Source organism: Streptosporangium sp. NPDC049644, from assembly GCF_040675205.1.
GTDB lineage: Bacteria > Actinomycetota > Actinomycetes > Streptosporangiales > Streptosporangiaceae > Streptosporangium > Streptosporangium fukuiense.
Genome location: NZ_JBFAOJ010000052.1, coordinates 49,791 through 65,423 on the forward strand (window position 1 = coordinate 49,791; position 15,633 = coordinate 65,423).

16 protein-coding genes are annotated in these 15,633 nt (G+C 69.2%); 7 read left to right on the plus strand and 9 right to left on the minus strand.

Annotated features, from left to right (window positions below; genetic code table 11):
• Window positions 1-195: 195 nt before the first annotated feature.
• Window positions 196-3,447, minus strand: coding sequence for a BTAD domain-containing putative transcriptional regulator (locus AB0J58_RS26530; protein ID WP_364220163.1), 3,252 nt, complete (start codon window positions 3,445-3,447; stop codon window positions 196-198).
• Between the two features lie 196 nt (window positions 3,448-3,643).
• Between AB0J58_RS26530 and AB0J58_RS26535 the strand changes: the two genes are divergently transcribed.
• Complete coding sequence (locus tag AB0J58_RS26535) at window positions 3,644-4,213, plus strand: helix-turn-helix domain-containing protein (protein ID WP_364220166.1); 570 nt, start codon at window positions 3,644-3,646, stop codon at window positions 4,211-4,213.
• Window positions 4,214-4,254: 41 nt separating this feature from the next.
• Here the strand turns inward: AB0J58_RS26535 and AB0J58_RS26540 are convergent, their stop codons facing one another.
• The 3 genes from AB0J58_RS26540 to AB0J58_RS26550 all read right to left on the minus strand — a co-directional run bounded on the left by AB0J58_RS26540 (window position 4,255) and on the right by AB0J58_RS26550 (window position 6,442).
• Window positions 4,255-4,449 carry a hypothetical protein gene (locus AB0J58_RS26540; RefSeq protein ID WP_364220169.1) on the minus strand — a complete coding sequence of 65 codons (195 nt, stop codon included), beginning with the start codon at window positions 4,447-4,449 and terminating at the stop codon, window positions 4,255-4,257.
• Between the two features lie 104 nt (window positions 4,450-4,553).
• Window positions 4,554-4,778, minus strand: a complete 225-nt coding sequence (locus AB0J58_RS26545; RefSeq protein ID WP_364220172.1) for a hypothetical protein — start codon at window positions 4,776-4,778, stop codon at window positions 4,554-4,556.
• A 23-nt stretch (window positions 4,779-4,801) separates the two neighbouring features.
• Window positions 4,802-6,442, minus strand: a complete 1,641-nt coding sequence (locus AB0J58_RS26550) for a DUF885 domain-containing protein (RefSeq protein WP_364220175.1) — start codon at window positions 6,440-6,442, stop codon at window positions 4,802-4,804.
• Between the two features lie 526 nt (window positions 6,443-6,968).
• On the opposite strand from AB0J58_RS26550, the gene AB0J58_RS26555 reads away from it, so the two are divergent.
• The 3 genes from AB0J58_RS26555 (at window position 6,969) to AB0J58_RS26565 (ending at window position 8,755) form a co-directional block, all read left to right on the plus strand.
• Window positions 6,969-7,748 carry a helix-turn-helix transcriptional regulator gene (locus AB0J58_RS26555; RefSeq protein ID WP_364220178.1) on the plus strand — a complete coding sequence of 260 codons (780 nt, stop codon included), beginning with the start codon at window positions 6,969-6,971 and terminating at the stop codon, window positions 7,746-7,748.
• Window positions 7,739-7,978: a DUF397 domain-containing protein gene (locus tag AB0J58_RS26560; RefSeq protein WP_364220181.1), complete on the plus strand. Its 240-nt coding sequence runs from the start codon at window positions 7,739-7,741 to the stop codon at window positions 7,976-7,978. The genes AB0J58_RS26555 and AB0J58_RS26560 overlap by 10 nt, the downstream gene beginning before the upstream one ends.
• Before the next feature lie 363 nt (window positions 7,979-8,341).
• Entirely contained in the window at window positions 8,342-8,755 is a 414-nt protein-coding gene (locus AB0J58_RS26565) for a DUF3592 domain-containing protein (protein ID WP_364220184.1), read from the plus strand.
• Window positions 8,756-9,197: 442 nt separating this feature from the next.
• Here AB0J58_RS26565 and AB0J58_RS26570 read toward each other — a convergent pair whose 3' ends face one another.
• Window positions 9,198-9,677 carry a hypothetical protein gene (locus AB0J58_RS26570; RefSeq protein ID WP_364220187.1) on the minus strand — a complete coding sequence of 160 codons (480 nt, stop codon included), beginning with the start codon at window positions 9,675-9,677 and terminating at the stop codon, window positions 9,198-9,200.
• A 233-nt stretch (window positions 9,678-9,910) separates the two neighbouring features.
• Window positions 9,911-10,438, minus strand: coding sequence for a hypothetical protein (locus tag AB0J58_RS26575; protein WP_364220190.1), 528 nt, complete (start codon window positions 10,436-10,438; stop codon window positions 9,911-9,913).
• A gap of 10 nt (window positions 10,439-10,448) precedes the next feature.
• Between AB0J58_RS26575 and AB0J58_RS26580 the strand changes: the two genes are divergently transcribed.
• Window positions 10,449-10,940 carry a helix-turn-helix domain-containing protein gene (locus AB0J58_RS26580; RefSeq protein WP_364220193.1) on the plus strand — a complete coding sequence of 164 codons (492 nt, stop codon included), beginning with the start codon at window positions 10,449-10,451 and terminating at the stop codon, window positions 10,938-10,940.
• Window positions 10,941-11,030: 90 nt separating this feature from the next.
• Complete coding sequence (locus tag AB0J58_RS26585) at window positions 11,031-11,393, plus strand: arsenate reductase family protein (RefSeq protein WP_364220196.1); 363 nt, start codon at window positions 11,031-11,033, stop codon at window positions 11,391-11,393.
• Between the two features lie 48 nt (window positions 11,394-11,441).
• Here the strand turns inward: AB0J58_RS26585 and AB0J58_RS26590 are convergent, their stop codons facing one another.
• The 3 genes from AB0J58_RS26590 to AB0J58_RS26600 all read right to left on the minus strand — a co-directional run bounded on the left by AB0J58_RS26590 (window position 11,442) and on the right by AB0J58_RS26600 (window position 14,656).
• A complete protein-coding gene (locus AB0J58_RS26590; protein ID WP_364220199.1) occupies window positions 11,442-12,239 on the minus strand; it encodes a hypothetical protein in 798 nt (265 codons plus the stop codon).
• Complete coding sequence (locus tag AB0J58_RS26595) at window positions 12,236-12,901, minus strand: hypothetical protein (protein ID WP_364220202.1); 666 nt, start codon at window positions 12,899-12,901, stop codon at window positions 12,236-12,238. Before AB0J58_RS26595 ends, AB0J58_RS26590 begins: the two co-directional genes overlap by 4 nt.
• A 78-nt stretch (window positions 12,902-12,979) precedes the next feature.
• Entirely contained in the window at window positions 12,980-14,656 is a 1,677-nt protein-coding gene (locus AB0J58_RS26600; protein ID WP_364220205.1) for a metallophosphoesterase family protein, read from the minus strand.
• A 359-nt stretch (window positions 14,657-15,015) separates the two neighbouring features.
• On the opposite strand from AB0J58_RS26600, the gene AB0J58_RS26605 reads away from it, so the two are divergent.
• On the plus strand, window positions 15,016-15,531 hold the full coding sequence (locus tag AB0J58_RS26605) for a hypothetical protein (RefSeq protein ID WP_364220208.1): 516 nt from the start codon (window positions 15,016-15,018) through the stop codon (window positions 15,529-15,531).
• The last annotated feature ends 102 nt before the right edge of the window (window positions 15,532-15,633 follow it).

Below are 15,633 nucleotides of genomic sequence, written 5' to 3' on the forward strand. Positions count from 1 at the left end.
GGGTCAAGGTGCGGCCGGGGGACCGCGCCGAACCTAAAGTCCTCGGCGGGCGAGCCAGTCGAGGGCGGCATCGGCGAGAGTGCGCCAGCCTCGGTCGAACGGCGCGCTGTGGCCGCGTTCCGGGTACTTCGACGAGCTCGGTGTCCGCACTGGAAGCGGCGTAGAGCTTGTGGGCGGCCTTGTGGATTCGCAAGGTCAGCGGCCGGACGGCGTCCCGTCCAGCCGCGCCAGGAACGTGTCGGCGCGTTGGACGAACAGATGCGCCTCGCGCTCGGCCGACAGTCTTCGCGCCTGCTCCGCTGCGGCTCGCACCATGACTCTCGGTTTTCCCTGCGCTCGCAGCAGCCGGGCGTGCAGGAGAAGCAACAGGCCTTCCTGGTAGCGCTGGCCGTAGGCGCGCAGGTAGTGATCGGCTCGGTCCAGGGCCGCCGCTGCCTTCTGGGGCTCTCCGGCCGCCAGCCGCATCTCGCCGAGAAGCGCGTACCAGGTGGAGACGCAGGAACGGACGGGGTTGAGGAGGTTCGTCTCGATGATGCGTTCGGCCTGCGTGGCGGCGCCGGTCGGGTCGTCGCCGGTGACCGCCCGTGCCCAGCACCGCGCGAGCCGCTGGTAGGTGCCGAGGAAGACGTAGGAGAAGTCGGGGTCTACGGCGATGCCTCGCTCCGCCGAGCGTAGCGCCGCGGCCGGGTCGCCGACGATGGCCGCGGTTCTCGCGCTCATGGTGGCCCAGACCGTGACGGTGTAGCGGTCATCGCCGGCGGCCTCCAGCCTGTCGAGAAGGGTGTGTGCCCCGGCCACGTCGCCGTACAGTGCCGTGGCCTCGGCCAGCATCCCGGTCATGAGCAGCTGAAGGTCGTGCTGGACGGGGGCGTCTTCACGATCCGCGGAGCCGGCCAGGAGGGTCTGTCCCGAGCGGCTGAGGTGGCGGTAGGCCTCTCCGATGTTGCCGATGTCCCACTGGTGGATGCCCCATGCCTGCAGTCCGTACGTACGCACGATCGGGTGCGGGGACGACTCGCCCTGCTGGAGCAACTGCCGCGCCAGCGGGCCGCTGCGGTCGAGTTCGATGCCCTGGGCAAGAGCCGCCCAGCGGGAGTAGAGGATCCCGGCGGCCTCCACCTCCCGGCCCAGGACCCGGGCCAGGTGCTCCGCGCGCTCCAGCAGGTTCAGCTCCGCGCCCGCGTACATCGAACGCATACCGATGACCGCGGTGAGCTGGGACAGGGCCGCGAGCTCAGGTTCCACGAGACCCGCGCTCCGTGCCACCTGTGCGGACAGCCGCAGCTGCTGCTCGGCCGCCTCCAGAGCGGACCTGGCCGCGGCCCGGCGGCCTGAGCGCGCCAGGGCCGCCGCGGTGCGGGCCGGCGCGGCCAGCGGTCCGGCCGCCCACAGATGGTGAGCGACCTGCTCAGGCACGGACTCGCCGTCGGGGAGGCTCTGCTCCAACGCGTTCGCGACCCGCAGGTGCAGGCGAGTCGCGCGCCGAGGTGATGTCGTCTCCGAGATCGACTCCCGCACCAGGTCGTGCACGAAGCGGAACGAGTACGGGTCCCCCGGCGTGGGTGCGAGCAGCCCGAGGGCTTCGACGGATTCCAGGCGGACGAGGCAGGTGGCGATGTCGAGATCGGCGACCCGGGCGAGCAGGCTCAGATCCACGTCCCTGCCGACCAGCGCGGCGATCTCGAGCAGGTCCTTGGCGTCGTCGTCCAGACCGGTCATCCGGTCGCGCACGACGCCACGCACGGTCGAGGGAACGCCGGCGCGCGCCGCGGCGTCCTCGGCGAGCGGGCTGCCACCGGCGAGTAGCCGGGCCAGCTCACGGACGAAGAACGGGTTGCCCGCGGTCCGGGAGTGGATCGCCCGGGCGGCGTCCAGGCCGGGGGCCCGCCCGATCTCACGGCGGACAAGCTCCGCCACCTCCAGCGAGCCGAGCGGGCCAAGCACGAGGCGGTGGTGACCCGATGACCGGCTTGCCTCCGCGAGCATCCGCGCCAGCTCTGATCCAGGAACGGGCGCTCGGTCACGCAGTGCCCCGAGCAGCACGGTGCCGGTCGGCAACCGGGAAGCCAGATGACCGAATAGGTGCAGCGAGGCGACGTCCGCCCACTGCAGGTCGTCGACCACGACCATGACCGGCCGTCGTGCCGAGACGTGGGCGATCAGCGCGATGACCTTCTCGAACAGGTGGAAGCGGCCGCTGCCGCCCGGCAGCACCTGTCCGGTGAGGGCGTCGTCGTGCGGTTCCAGAAAGCGGCCGAGCGCGCCCTTCAGCCATCTCTCCCGTTCCGGAGCGGCCACACCGTCCAGGACGGCACGGACCACGTGCACCCACGGCCACATCGACGGCGCTCCCCCGTCTTCGAGGCAGCGGCCCCAGACGACGAGACCGTCCCGGTCACCGGCCTCGCGGGCTGCCTCCTCCATCAGGCGGGTCTTGCCCACCCCGGGCTCACCCTCGATGAGCACGAGCCCGGCCCTGCCGTCCACGGCGCGCCGCGTCGCCTCCCGCAGCACCGCGAGCTCCTCGGATCGCCCCACCAGGCCGTCGCCGGTGGCACTCGGCGCGCTCGCGGCGGACGACCGGAGATTTTCGTCGCGGCTCGTCACGACCGTGCTCATGGACGTGAGGTCCTGTCGCAACACCCTCTGATAAGCCTGCTCCAGCACGGGACCCGGATCGATGCCCAGGTCCTCCGCGAGCCGCGAGCGGACGGCGCGGAACGCCGACAGCGCCTCGGCCTGCCGACCGGCGGCTCCCAGGACGGAGATGAGACCGGCCTGCACAGGCTCGTGCAACGGCTCCATCGAGGCGGCCAGCTGTAATGGCACGAGCACACGCTCGGGCCGGCCCAGCGACACGGCGAGTCCGGCGGCGGCCGAGCACGCGTTGAAGAATTCACCGTTCAGGCCGGCGAAGACGGGCAGGGCCTCGGGCTCAAGGGCCAGCCCGTCGCCCGCAGGGCCGCGCCAGAGCCGAAGCGCCCGCTCGTAGCAGTCGAGCGCCCGCTCGCGCCGATCCTGCTCAAGAGCGCTTCTCGCGATCCTCACCAGCTCCCTGAAGGTCGCCAGGTCCAGCGTTCCGGCACCGGCCGTGCACAGATAGCCGCTGCCCCGGCTCAGCAGATACGAGCTGCTTCCCCGGGCGGGCAGATCGGGCTCCAGCAGACGGCGGAGTGCGCCGATGTACTTGTGGATGGCGTTGACCGCGCTGCCCGGGGCCTGCTTTCCCCAGATCAAGTCGATCAGCTCGACCTTGCTGATCGGCAGGCCCTCGTGGGCCAGGAGCAGGGCGAGCAGGTGTGCCTGCTGACGAGGTCCGGCGTCCAGCTCGACGTCGCCGCGCCACAGCCGCAACGGACCGAGGATCTGCATGCGCAACGCGGTGCCAGGTACCGGGCAAGCCCTCGCGTCCGCGGTGATGGGCAGTGTGGAAACGGCCACTTCCATCAACACCCTCAATCGAGCTGACAGATGTTTCCTGCGCGACCAGCGTTGCGCCGTTTAGCCGCAACCAACTACCTATAGCCATAGTATAAACCCTGGAGTGTGACTCCAGCGAGACCCAGGAAACCCCTATCGAAAAGTGAACGCGTCAGTGGCAGACCATGCACAACCTCCGACCCGACGCGACCAGTACGCCGAGATGACCCGGCAGGACGTCGTCAAGGCGGCACGGCGGCTGTTCGCGGAGCACGGTTACGCCGGCACGACCGTCGGCAAGATCGCCAAGGCGGCTCGTGTCTCGCCCGCCACCGTGTACGCGCAGTGCGGCGGCAAGGAGGGGCTGCTCGGCACGCTCATGGACATGTGGACCGCCGGGCAACTGGTGCCGGACATCATCACCGCGTGCCAGGCCGCCGGTTCGGGGCGAGCGAAGATGGAAGTGCTGGCCGAGGGGTACGTAGCCATCTACGAGCAGTCCGGCGACATCATCCGCATCGTGACGAGGGCGGCTGCAAGCACGCCGGTGGCCGAAAACTTTCTCAGGACGGCCGACCAACGGCATCAGGACGCTCTGCGCCAGATCGTTAAGCAGATTCAGGATGTAGGCGACCTCGACGAGGGGTTGTCCCTCGACGACGCAGCGAAAATCATTTTTTTTCACTTCAGGCACGACCAGTTCGTCCTCGCCGTCGACACATTCGGCTGGGGCGTGGACCGGACCGTCCAATGGATCACCGAGCGCATCGAGTCGGCCATCCTGAAGACCTGACCGGCCGGCGCAGCCAGAGTCTTTCGGCGGTTCGATCCGGATCACCGGCCGTTGATGACGGGATCTAGGACGTGTATACGGGCCGGCCGCCTTCGCCGGGCCTTCTCCTCCCCGGCAGCCTTCTCCAGGGCGGTGATGACGTCCTGGCCGAGGTGCGTCCCGGCGGCGTCGTGGTGGGCCCGGCCGGTGGCGGGGTCTCGACCGGTCGCCTTACCCCCGGACGATGACTCCGACATCAACGGTCACATCGACGTCGACACCACGATTCACGGTGTCCCCTTTCCTGGAGTGTGCTGCCAGTAGATCACCGTACGGCGACCCGGGGGCACAAGCCATCAGGTCAGTTCTCAGTACCGGTCCGCAGGGGCCAGGCTCGCATCCGGCAGCCGCCGACCGGGCTCGGCGATGCCGGGTCGGCCTGGTCGACGGGTACGGCCCGCTCGGCATCGAGGCATCCGCTGTGGCGGTCGGTGGTCAGGCTGCAGGCCGCCTCCGGGATCGCCGGGTCGCCTCGTGTGATGTCGCCCGGCGGCCGGTCGTCCGCCACGGCCGCCGCCGGCGACATCACACGAGGTGCGGGGCCGAGGATCAGCCGATCCGGCGCAGGGCGTCGGCCAGGCTGGACAGGCCGACCGGTCCGAGCTCCAGCGCGGCGGTGTGCCAGGCACGCAGGTCGAAGGCGTCGCCCTGGCGCAGTCTGGCCTCCTCGCGGGCCTGTACCCAGGCCCGCTCGCCCAGCTTGTAGGCGATGGCCTGGGCGGGCCAGCCGAAGTAGCGCACCACCTCGGCCTCGACCCGGTGCGGCTCGCAACGGCCCCGGTCGCGCAGCACCTCGCAGGCCTTCTCGAAGGTCCACTTCGAGCCGTCGGGGAGCGGCAGGTCCAGGTGGACGCCCAGGTCGATGACCACCCGGGCGGCACGCAGAGCCGACCAGTTGAGCATGCCCAGCCGGGTACCGGGGTCGGTGAACCAGCCCAGTTCGTCGGCCAGCCGCTCGGCGTACAGGCCCCAGCCCTCACCGTGGCCGTCCACCCAGGAGACCTTGGCGAACCTGGACAGGCGGTCCTCGGCCATCCGCATCGCGCCGAACTGCAGGTGATGGCCGGGAACGCCCTCGTGGAAGATCGTGGTCAGCTCGCTCCAGGTGGCGAAGCGCGTCCGCCCGCCGACCGGCCACAGCGTGCGGCCGGGCCGCGACAGGTCCTCGCTGGGCGAGTTGTAGGAGGCCGCGCCGGAGGTGGAGCTCACGTCGACCTCGGCCACGATCCGCCGCAGCGGCTCGGGGATGTCGAAGTGGGTGCCGTTCAGCTGCTCGATGGCCCGGTCGTGGCGTTCCTGCAGCCAGGCCTGGTACTCCTCCAGGGAGTCGACGGCCTGGGTCTCGTTGAGGATCTCGGTGGCCTCCTCGATGGTCGCGCCCGGCTTGATCCGCTCGACCTCGGCGGCCATCTCGGTCCCGATGCGCTCCAGCTCGGCCCAGCCCCACTCGTAGGCCTCGCGCAGGTCGATGTCGGAGCCCAGGCTGATCCTGGCCGCGACCGCGTAGCGCTCGGGGCCCACCGCGTCGGCCTGGTCCGCCCTCGGGGCGTACTCCTCGCGCAGGTAGCGCCCGGCGTCGGCGTACGCGGCGTGGGCCGCCGCCGCCGCGCTGAGCAGCTCCTCCTTGACCGGGCCCTCGCCGTAGGTGGCGACGAAGGCGTCGTGCGCCGGGGGGGTCCCGCCCGCGCCGGCGAACTGGTCGGCCTGGTCGGCCATGGCCAGCGCCTGCCTGCGAGCGCCCCGCAGGCCCGAGGCCAGGCCGACCTCCAGGCTCTCCCGCCATCCGGCGAGCATCGTGGGGATCGCCGCCAGGCGGGCGGCGACGTCGCGCCACTCGTCATCGTTGCCGTGCGGGAGGAGGACGACGCTGGAGCGCACCCGGTAGGGCAGCCCGTACGGCGCCGCCACCCAGCGGAGCGGCTCACCCATGTCGTGCCAGCCGAGCTCCGCCTCCAGCCGCTCCCGCAGGTGGGCGGCCGCCCGGACGTCCGACTCCCCGGTCGGGACCAGCTCGTCGAGACGCTTGAGGGTCGTGCGGATCAGCTCGGCCCGTGCGGAGCTCCCGGCAGGGCTGTGGTCGGTGGCGGCGACGAAGTCGGACACGATGCCCTCGGCACCTGCCGCGATCGGGTCGAGTGCCGCCCAGCGGGTGACGTACTCATCGCAAAGCGCAAAAATCGGAGTGCTCATGTCCGAAAACGTAGGACCGCCCAACATCCATGCCTTATCGCTCCGCTATCGAACCTGGTGGCGGGCTTGAGTGACCGGGGCACGTCCGCGAATGTGGTGTACGGGTACCCGGGGGTGGGGCTCGGTCACGTCCGGGCTCGGTCACCATCGGAGGCGGCGGCGGGGGCGGTCCCCGAACCCTCACCTGCCCTCGCTGTGCCTTTGACCTTCCATCCCGAACAGGCCGCACCGATGAGCGGCTCTGAAACCACACCTGCCCTCGCTGTGTTTTTTGCCGTGCGCGACACCGGGCTTTTCGGCGGAGACCGGTCTCCGCTATTCATTTATGCCCAGCACGAAATGGCGAGGAGGCCGGCCTGTGGTGATACTCGTCCGGCGCCTCGTGCGCTTTGGAATTCTCTTCTTGTTCTCTGGAATTCGTATGGCCAGCATGCCGGGAAATGACTACGCTTGGTAGTCGAATGGTTACCAGATTCGATGGTTGGGGTTCGCGCCGCTGTCGTTGAACTCCGGCAAGGAGGGCATCGTGGTCAACCTCTACACGCCTCAGGCGATATGGGGCAGGGAGCTGAAGCACTACCGGAAGGCGGCGGGCCTCACCCAGGGGCAGCTGGCCGAGATAATCCACTTCAGCGAGTCCCTGATCAGCGGCGTCGAGACGGGCCTGCTCCCGGCCAGCCCGGAGTTCGCCGACGCCTGCGACACGGCCCTCAACACGGGCGGTGCCCTCCGCCGCCTCCTCGACTGGAGGAAGGGGCAGGTCTTCCCGTCCTGGTTCGGCAGGTGGCGCGACCAGGAGGACACGGCGATCACCCTCCGGACCTATCAGCCACTGGTGTTTCCCGGGCTCCTCCAGAGCGAGGCATACGCCCGAGTGCTGCTATTCGGAGATGAGGCGAAGGTAGAAGCGCGGCTGAACCGTCAGGCACTCTTCGTCCGTAGCAACCCTCAGCCTCCGGTATACCGATGCGTGATCGACGAGGCAGTTCTCCACCGCCCGATCGGTGGCCCCCAGGTGATGCGAGAGCAGTTGGAACACCTCATAGCGGTGATCAATCCTCGGCTGAGTGTCCAGGTGGTTCCGCACGGGATGCACTCGGGCTTGATGGGCGGCTTCTCAATTGCGACGATGCCTGGAGGAGGCGACGTACTGTATGCGGAGACCGCCATACGGGGTATCACCACGAATGATCCGGAGGATGTCGCGGCAGCAGTCGAATGCTTCGAAGTCATGCGAACCGAAGCGATTTCGCTGAGTATGTCCATCGATCTCATCAAGAGGACGGTAGAGGAAAAATGGACCTGAGTGGCGCCAAGTGGTTTAAGTCAAGCTTCTCCGGAAGTAATGGTGGCGACTGTGTTGAGGTCGCGGAGCTCAGAGACCTCGCCGATGGCCCCGGTCACAAGGCCGAGCACCCCGACCTGATCGCTGTACGTGATTCCAAGGACCCCGACGGTCCCAAGCTGTTCTTCACCCCCGCCGAGTGGGACGCCTTCGTCAACGGTGTGAAGGCCAACGAGTTCGACCTCGGCTGAGCCGACTCCTACCGGCCGCCCGGACATCCTGTTCCGGCGGCCGGTCGTTCCCCGTGGACATGCCGGTATCAGAACATCGCGCCGGTGCGGGTCTACCGATTCATCTCGTCGTCTGGCGGCGATGGCCTCCTGGTCGCACGCCAACCTGTGCGGCCCTCATGTCCAAGGTCGGATACGGCCGTTCTCGTCGACAGCGGGCATCCGCGGCCGGGGCGTCCCAATGATCTACAAGTCGTTCTCCAGTGTCGGCCTCTAACCTCATCCGCAGTCCTCCTGAGCCGGGAGCGGCTCGGCGCGGCGCAGGTCCCGAACGGGACTGCGACGGCGGCCCTTGAACGAGATGAGAAGGAGGTGGCGGTGGACATGGACACCATGCCACTGGTGGGAATCCTGTTCGGAGCGGTGTTCGCCGGGATGGGCATCCGGGTGATGACCATCGGGCAGCGGCTGAGGCGGCACGGGGTGCGGGTGCCGGGCGTCGTCGTGGGGCTGCGCTGGTCCAGCACCAACGGCAACGACAGCGGCGTGTACTACCCCACGCTGCGGTTCCAGACGGTGCAGGGCTCGGTGGTGGAGACCGAGTCGGATCTGGGCTCCAACCCCTCGCCGGTCCATCCGGGCCAGCAGGTCATGGTGGCCTACGACCCCGAGCGACCCCAGCGCGCCCGTCTGGACGGGGTGGGCGGCAAAGGCGTGCTCCACGGCGTGCTGTTCCTGACCGTCGGGGCGGTCATCCTGGTGGTCTCCCTGGTCGCCGCGGTCAACTCCTGGTTGTGAGGACGGCTCCCGTCCCCGCTCGTAATCGCGGCCCACACGCCCTCGGCCGGATCGAGTTCCGGCGCGTACGCCGGTAGTTGACAACCGTCAGGCGGTCATGGCGTTCGACGAACGTGTGCATCCGTGCGTGGGTATGACGTTCCAGATCGTCCCAGGCCACGAGGACCGGAGCATCCGGCAGATGTCGGTGGCCCTCCGCCCGGACGGCACAACCCTCGCCACCGGCAGCCTCGACAACGGCGTGAAGTCGTGGCCGACCCGCTCAAAAGAGGTTCTCGGGCGCCGATCGTCCCAGCCCTGATCGACGAGCGATCGTCACGGCATGACCCGATCCGTCTTTCGGAATGTGCGGCCCCGGGACCGGCCTCCAGGCCGTATGCCCGGCCGGCTGGCTGCCGGGCGTGCAGCGGCCGCGCGGCCATGGGGCCGCCGTTCCTGACCCCTATAAGAACGCCCTCGCGACGATACCGACGGCAATCCCCGCGAATTCCACTGCGAAGATCACTACCAGGGTGAACCCGCGGAAGAACCGAAGTCTCAGGAGCATACCCATCACGGTTATAAAAACCAGGCCGATGAAGAGGAAGGGGAGCGCTGCCAGGACGCCCTTCATTCCCCAGAATCCAGCCCGGTCGCGCCCAGTGGTGATCCGGGCGGGATAAACAGAGCCAGGCTCGGCCCACGAGAAGGCGCCGACCGCCACCTCCTCGCCGGTGGCGTCGTACACGAATCTCCCCGTGCATATCTGCCTGCCGTACCTGCTGGACCTCAAGTCGTGGCACTCCAGGACTGTCAGGGATCCGGGAGCGCCGGTAAGACCGGTCGCCAGCCCGATGTCGACCACTGCGGGAACGGTGGCCGTCAAGGTCCATCCCACCGTCGCCACGGTCACGACGACAAGCGAGACGACCTTGACGAACATCGACTCCCGGGGGGCGCCGCTCCCTCGGGTCCCGCGCGAACCCCCGCGGCGGCCGGAGGAACGCATGCGTAAGGGAGAGCTGACATCGCTACGAGAACGCATGGCGTCACTGTGGAGCAATGCGGTTGTGACTTGGTTGGAAACCGGTAGGAGAGGTGGCGCAGGTTACTCAACCCCGGAGCAGGAGGCGGCCTACGGTGACTTGTCCGATCCTGGACCGAATCCAGTGAGCCTCACCGGTTGTAGAGCCTGCGTGCCCACAGATAACTGACCAGGGCGATGCCCGCGCTCCACACAGCCGCTTCCGTGAAGCTGGACCCGGCTGGACGCCCGGCCGGCAGCGCGCGCAGCGTCTCGATGACGGGGGTAGCCGGCTGGTGCTCGGCGAACCAGCGCAAACCGGTCGGCATCGACTCGGTCGGGACGAAGCCGCTGCCGAGGAACGTCTGCACCATCGCTCCGAGCACGTGCCCGGTGAGCACCGAGACGCGGGCGATGGCCATGGTCTTGAACCTGGCGATGATGCCCTCGGTCATGTCGGTCGCCACCGAGATCGCGGTCCCCTGCGCGGCCCCGACGATCGTCGTGATCATGATGCCGGGGGTGAGGTAACCGACGTAGGCGGCGCGGTCGGCGTTCGACAGAGCCCGGGTGGAGTTCTGGAACTGGTTGCGGTTCTCGTACGGCACGCCGAGCAGCTCACAGATCATCAGCGCTGGAACCGGTTGCGCGAAGACCTCGACGAGGTCGACGGGCGGCACCCCGGCCCGTTTGCCCGAGGCCGAACTCCAGGACCGCAAGGTCTTCGAGGTGGAAGAAGGAGCCGTCGAGATGGCGATCGGGATGGGCCTGCCGAAGATGATGGCGCGCGTGCTCATCGGCCTGTGGCTGAGCGAGGACGGCAAGCTCACCGCGGCCGAGCTGTCGCGCGGGCTGAAAGTCAGTCCCGCCTCGATCTCCATGGCCGTGGGCTACCTGACCCAGCAGGGCCTGATCAGGCGCGAACGCGATCCGCAGCGGTGGCGCGACATCTACGTGGTCGACGACGACGCCTGGTACCACTCGACGGTGATCAGCTCGCGGCGGCGGAGATCGCGAAGGCGGCGGGGGAGACGCTCGGGCTCGACACGCCCGTGGGACGCCGCCTGGCCAGGGGCGGTGCGTTCCTGGAGCGGATCAGCCTGGACGCTCTGGCGTCGGCCGAACGCTGCGCGACCTCCTGCCGTGATCACACCGCCGGGCTTGCGCCCCGGATTTCAATGAGTCTCTTTCACTCCGAGCGGTGCCCATAAGGTGGCTGTCCGGAAACACCGAGGCCCTTCACCGCCGTCCGATCCCCTGAAGGAAGACGACATGGAAATCTGGATAAATCCCGACTGTTCCAAGTGCCGCTCCGCGCTGTCCGTCCTGGACGCGGAGAAGGCCGAGTACACGGTCCGGCGCTATCTGGAGGACCCGCCCGACGAGCGGGAAATCCGTGAGGTGCTGACCAGGCTCGGCCTCGACCCCTGGGACATCACCCGGACGGGCGAGAGCGCGGCCGTCGAGCTCGGCCTGGCCGACTGGCCCCGCACCCCCGAGAGCCGCGACCGCTGGATCCGGGCGCTGGCCGCCCATCCGATTCTGATCCAGCGCCCCATCATCACCGCCGACGACGGACCGGCCGTCGTCGCCCGAACCGAGGAGGCCGTCCGTTCGCTGCTTCCACCCCGGTAGGTTCCGGAGATATGGGCGAAGCCGGCTGAGGCCTCCTGCCCGGAGGTGTCAGCCGGCCAAGGTGCCTATCGCCGCGACGAGGTAGAGGCCGCCGGCCGAGGAGACCGCGAGGCCGGCGGCGGCCGGGGCCCAGGCCATCGCGGTGGAGGCCAGTGACCACCTGTGGGTTCCACGGGCCAGCAGGGTGTAGCCCCGGATCGTCACGACGCCCACGCCGGTCAGGGTGAGGGCCATCCCCACGCCGAAGGCGGCGACGAGCGCGACGGCGTCGAAGGCCCGGCCGGTGAGCAGCCCGCTCATCAGGACGACGAAGGCCGACGGCGAGGGCAGCAGCCCACCGGAGAGGGCCAACGCGACGAGGCCCCGGCGCGACCAGGGATCCGGCCCGTCCTCAACCTGATGACCATGACCATGACCGTGACCATGGCCGTGACCGTGACCGTGACCGTGACCGTGGCCGTGCTGCGCCCGGTGTCGGCGTCCCCGGAGGTGGCGGTAGGTCAGGTGGACCCCCACGCAGACGGTGACCAGTCCGGCCAGCACCTGCATCCAGGCGGTGACGCTCTCCGTGCCGAAACTCGCGGCGCTGCTCAGCCCCACCCAGGCGAACGCCAGCACCAGCACCGAGAAGGTGTGCATCAACGCGACGATGACTCCCAGGCGCAGCGCGTCGCGGTGGTTGCCCCGGGTGCCGACCAGGTAGGCCGCGGTGACGCTCTTGCCGTGGCCGGGGGCGACCGCGTGCATCGCTCCGGCGACGAGGGCGACGGCGAGGACCACCCAGAAGACGCCCCTGTTGTCGAAGAGCGAGATGAACCGGCTCTCGAGGCCGCTGAGCTCCGTCATGGCCGGGTACCCGTCGTACCCACCCTGCGCCGGGTGCGCAGCACGACGAACGCGCCCGCCCCGGCCAGCAGTACGGCGGTGCCGACGGCGACGCTCGTCGTCTGCCCGGACCCGCCGTTCCCGCCCGATCCGGAGAAGCTCAGGCGCCGGGTGCTGACGGCCTCGGTGAAGAGTGTCTGCCGGGGAGTGGCGGAATCGCCCGCGATGAGCATCGTCCGGTACGCCGTGTTGAGGTCGGTCAGGGCGGCGACCGTCACGTCCACCTCGGTCACCGGGCTCCGGCAGTCGAAGACGAACCGGGCACCGTCGACGAGCAGCGCCCGGAGTTCCTCCAGTCGGCTCTCGCACGGCCGGCCGGCCTGGGCGACCGTGATCTTCTCCAGCAGGTAGTCGCGGAGAGCCGTTGAGCGCTCCAGCTTCTGCTCGCCGGTCAGCTCCGTCGAGACGTTGCCGGTGGACGGGTCCTCGAACGCGCCGAGCGACTGGCCGAGCGCGACCCAGTCGTCCTCGGCCGGGAGCCACGAGATGGTCACGCGCGAGCCGTCGGCCTCGATCCGCGCGGTGGACGGCGGTCCGAAGGGGTGGGCGGCGGCCGGGGTGGCCCAGCCGGCCAGGACGCAGACGAGCAGCGCGCCCGCCAGCGTGCGGGCATGGATTTTCAATGGATTTCCTGTCCGACAAGGTTCCGGCACGTCCGGGGGGCGGGGCCGTCGTAACGGCGGCCCCGCCCCCCGGCGGGCTTACTTCTTGTTGACCGTGACGGCCGGGCTGGTGATCTTCTGGTTGGCGCTGTCCAGGTGGACCACGTAGGTCTCGCCCTTCTTCGCGTTGGCCGGAAGCCTGAAGGTGTAGGTCAGGCGGCCCAGCTCATCGGCGTCCCGCACGCCGACCGAGACGCTGTCCTTGTCCTTGCCCCGCGCGTTCGCGTCGGCCTTGCGCAGGGAGACGGAGACGCGCTCGGCCGGGTCGTAACCGTACGCGGAGACGGTGAGCTCGCCGCGGTGGTCGACGGTGGTCTTGTCGACGGTGACCTGCTCGCCGACGGTGTTCTCCGCGGTGCGGACCTCGTTGACGGTGCGCTCGCCCTTGCTGTTCTTCCGGACGACGAAGCCGTCGTGGTGCTCGCCGTTGGCGTAACGGGCCTCGAACGTGATCTTGTCGGCCTCGACGTCGATCAGCTGGTAGAGCTGGGTGTTCTGGCTCTTGCTGACGACCTCGGCACCGTTTCCGGTCCAGTTCTCGCCGTTGTTGAGGGCGTACATCTTGCCGCCGGAGACGGACACGACGTAGGCGACGCCGTTGTTGACCGTGACCGACTTGCGGGCGGTCGCCACGTTGCCGCGGCCGTAGGAGTGGTCGTGGCCCTGGAGGACCAGGTCCACTCCGTACTTCTCGAACAGCGGGCCCCACTGGTCGCGTACGGCGGGGTTGTTGCGGGTGCCGGTGGTGGAGTAGACGGGGTGGTGGAAGGTCACCACGGTCCACTTGTTCGGGTTGTCCTTGAGCAGCCCCTCCAGCCAGGTGGCCTGCGCGGCCATCAGGGCGGCGTTGCTCTGCACGTTGGAGTCCAGTCCGATGAAGCGCACGCCCTGGTAGTCGACGGTGTAGGCGGTCTGCTTCAGCTCCGGGTTACCCGGCCCGTTGTCCGGATAGGGGAACTGCGGACGCCAGAAGGTGGACAGGCCGCCGCTGTACTCGTGGTTGCCGGGGATCGAGAGGTTGTTGACCTGGCTGTCGATGAAACCCGCGGCCTTGTACCACTGGCCCCACTGCTCCTCGCTGTTCGCGGAGTCGATGAGGTCACCGGCGTTGACGATCATCTTGGCCTGCGGTCGGTCGGCGAACGCCTGGCGGAAGACGCGCGGCACCGCGGAGTCGATGTAGTTCTGCGCGTCGCCGTAGTAGATGAACGAGAACGGCTGGAGGTCGGCCGCCGCGGTGGTGAAGTCGCTCCACTCGGCCCAGTTGGTGCCGTCGCCGACCCGGTAGCTGTAGCGGGTGTTCGGCTTCAGGCCGGTGAACTCGACGGTGTGGTAGACGGAGGCGTACCCCAGCGTGGTGTTGACCGGGGTGGTGCTGATCGCCCTGACGTTGGTGACCGCGCCCGCGGGAGGTGCGACCCCGCCGAGCGCGCGGGGGGCCTCGAGGATCTCGGCCTGCGCGGACTCGGCGTCGGTCACGGCCCGCCAGGTGACCTTCTGGCTGGCCGACGGGGTGGTGGTCGGGGTGAGGATGACCCGGTCGGGCATGGGGGAGGGCTTGTGGATGTCGGCGGCGGGGTACTTCGGCGGCGCGGCCGCGCCGAACGCCACCGGGCTGAAGGCGAGGCCGCCGGCGATCAGCACGCCCGCGCCGACCGCCGTCAGCCTGGTACGCCGAGATCCGGCGGATCGGGGCAGCTTGACTTTGCCCATCATGAGCTCTTTTCCAGGGAGGATCACATTCCACCGAGGGAGTGCGGTGGACGTCGGTATTGATCCAGAAAAGATGGACAAAAACCCATATAGGGCATTACGTCCGGATGAACACCGTCTCCCTGGTATCTCTGGCCCCAAACGCACCATTGATGTGGCCGGAAGGCCGTGCGCTCGACACTTTCCGTTGCCCTCGCGTTCGGTGGCGCGCGCCTAACATCGTGCGAGCGGGCTCTGGCGGAAAGGGAACGCGTACGCCTGCTCGGCGGCCTGCGCCACATGGCACGCGGGTTCGCCAAGGGTTCCAATGCGTCGCGTCCCCTCCCGGGCCGAGGCCGAGGTCCCCGAACGGGAGGTATTCGATGACGAGACCCCGGCAGGCCGCCGACCGGCGACCTGCCCGCCGCTGGACGCTGCTTCCCGGCTTCGTGGTGCTCGGCACGCTCTTCCTGCCGCCGTCCACGGTGGGGCCGGCGGGACCGACGGTCAAGGACGAGACCTTCATCACCGCGGAGACCGGCGGGCTCCTGCACATCGAGGCGGGGGAGTGTTTCACCGACCCGGCCTACTCCCCGGAGGCGGCCGAGGTCGTCGTGCTCTACACCCCCTGCAAGGAACAGGCGGCCAACCAGTCGTACGGCTTCGTGCACGCCCCCGACGGTGCGTGGGATCCGGCCGCGCTGACCACGTTCGCCCGGGAGAGTTGCCGACGGGGGTTCGACGGCAACTGGAGCGGTGAGTCGGCCTCGGGGCTGGATTTCTACCCGGTCATGCCGACCCGGAAGACCTGGGCCGACGGCGACCGCGACGTGATGTGCGTGGTCTACAGCCCAGAAGGCTCGATGAACGGTTCGGCGCTGCCCCTGGCGAGGTGGTGACCGCCGACCGGTGACGCCCCGGCGACGCGCCGCCGGGGCGGGACCGGCCGGGGGGGGGGGGGGGCGCCCCCCCGCGAGCTCGTCGGGGGCCGAAACCACCGC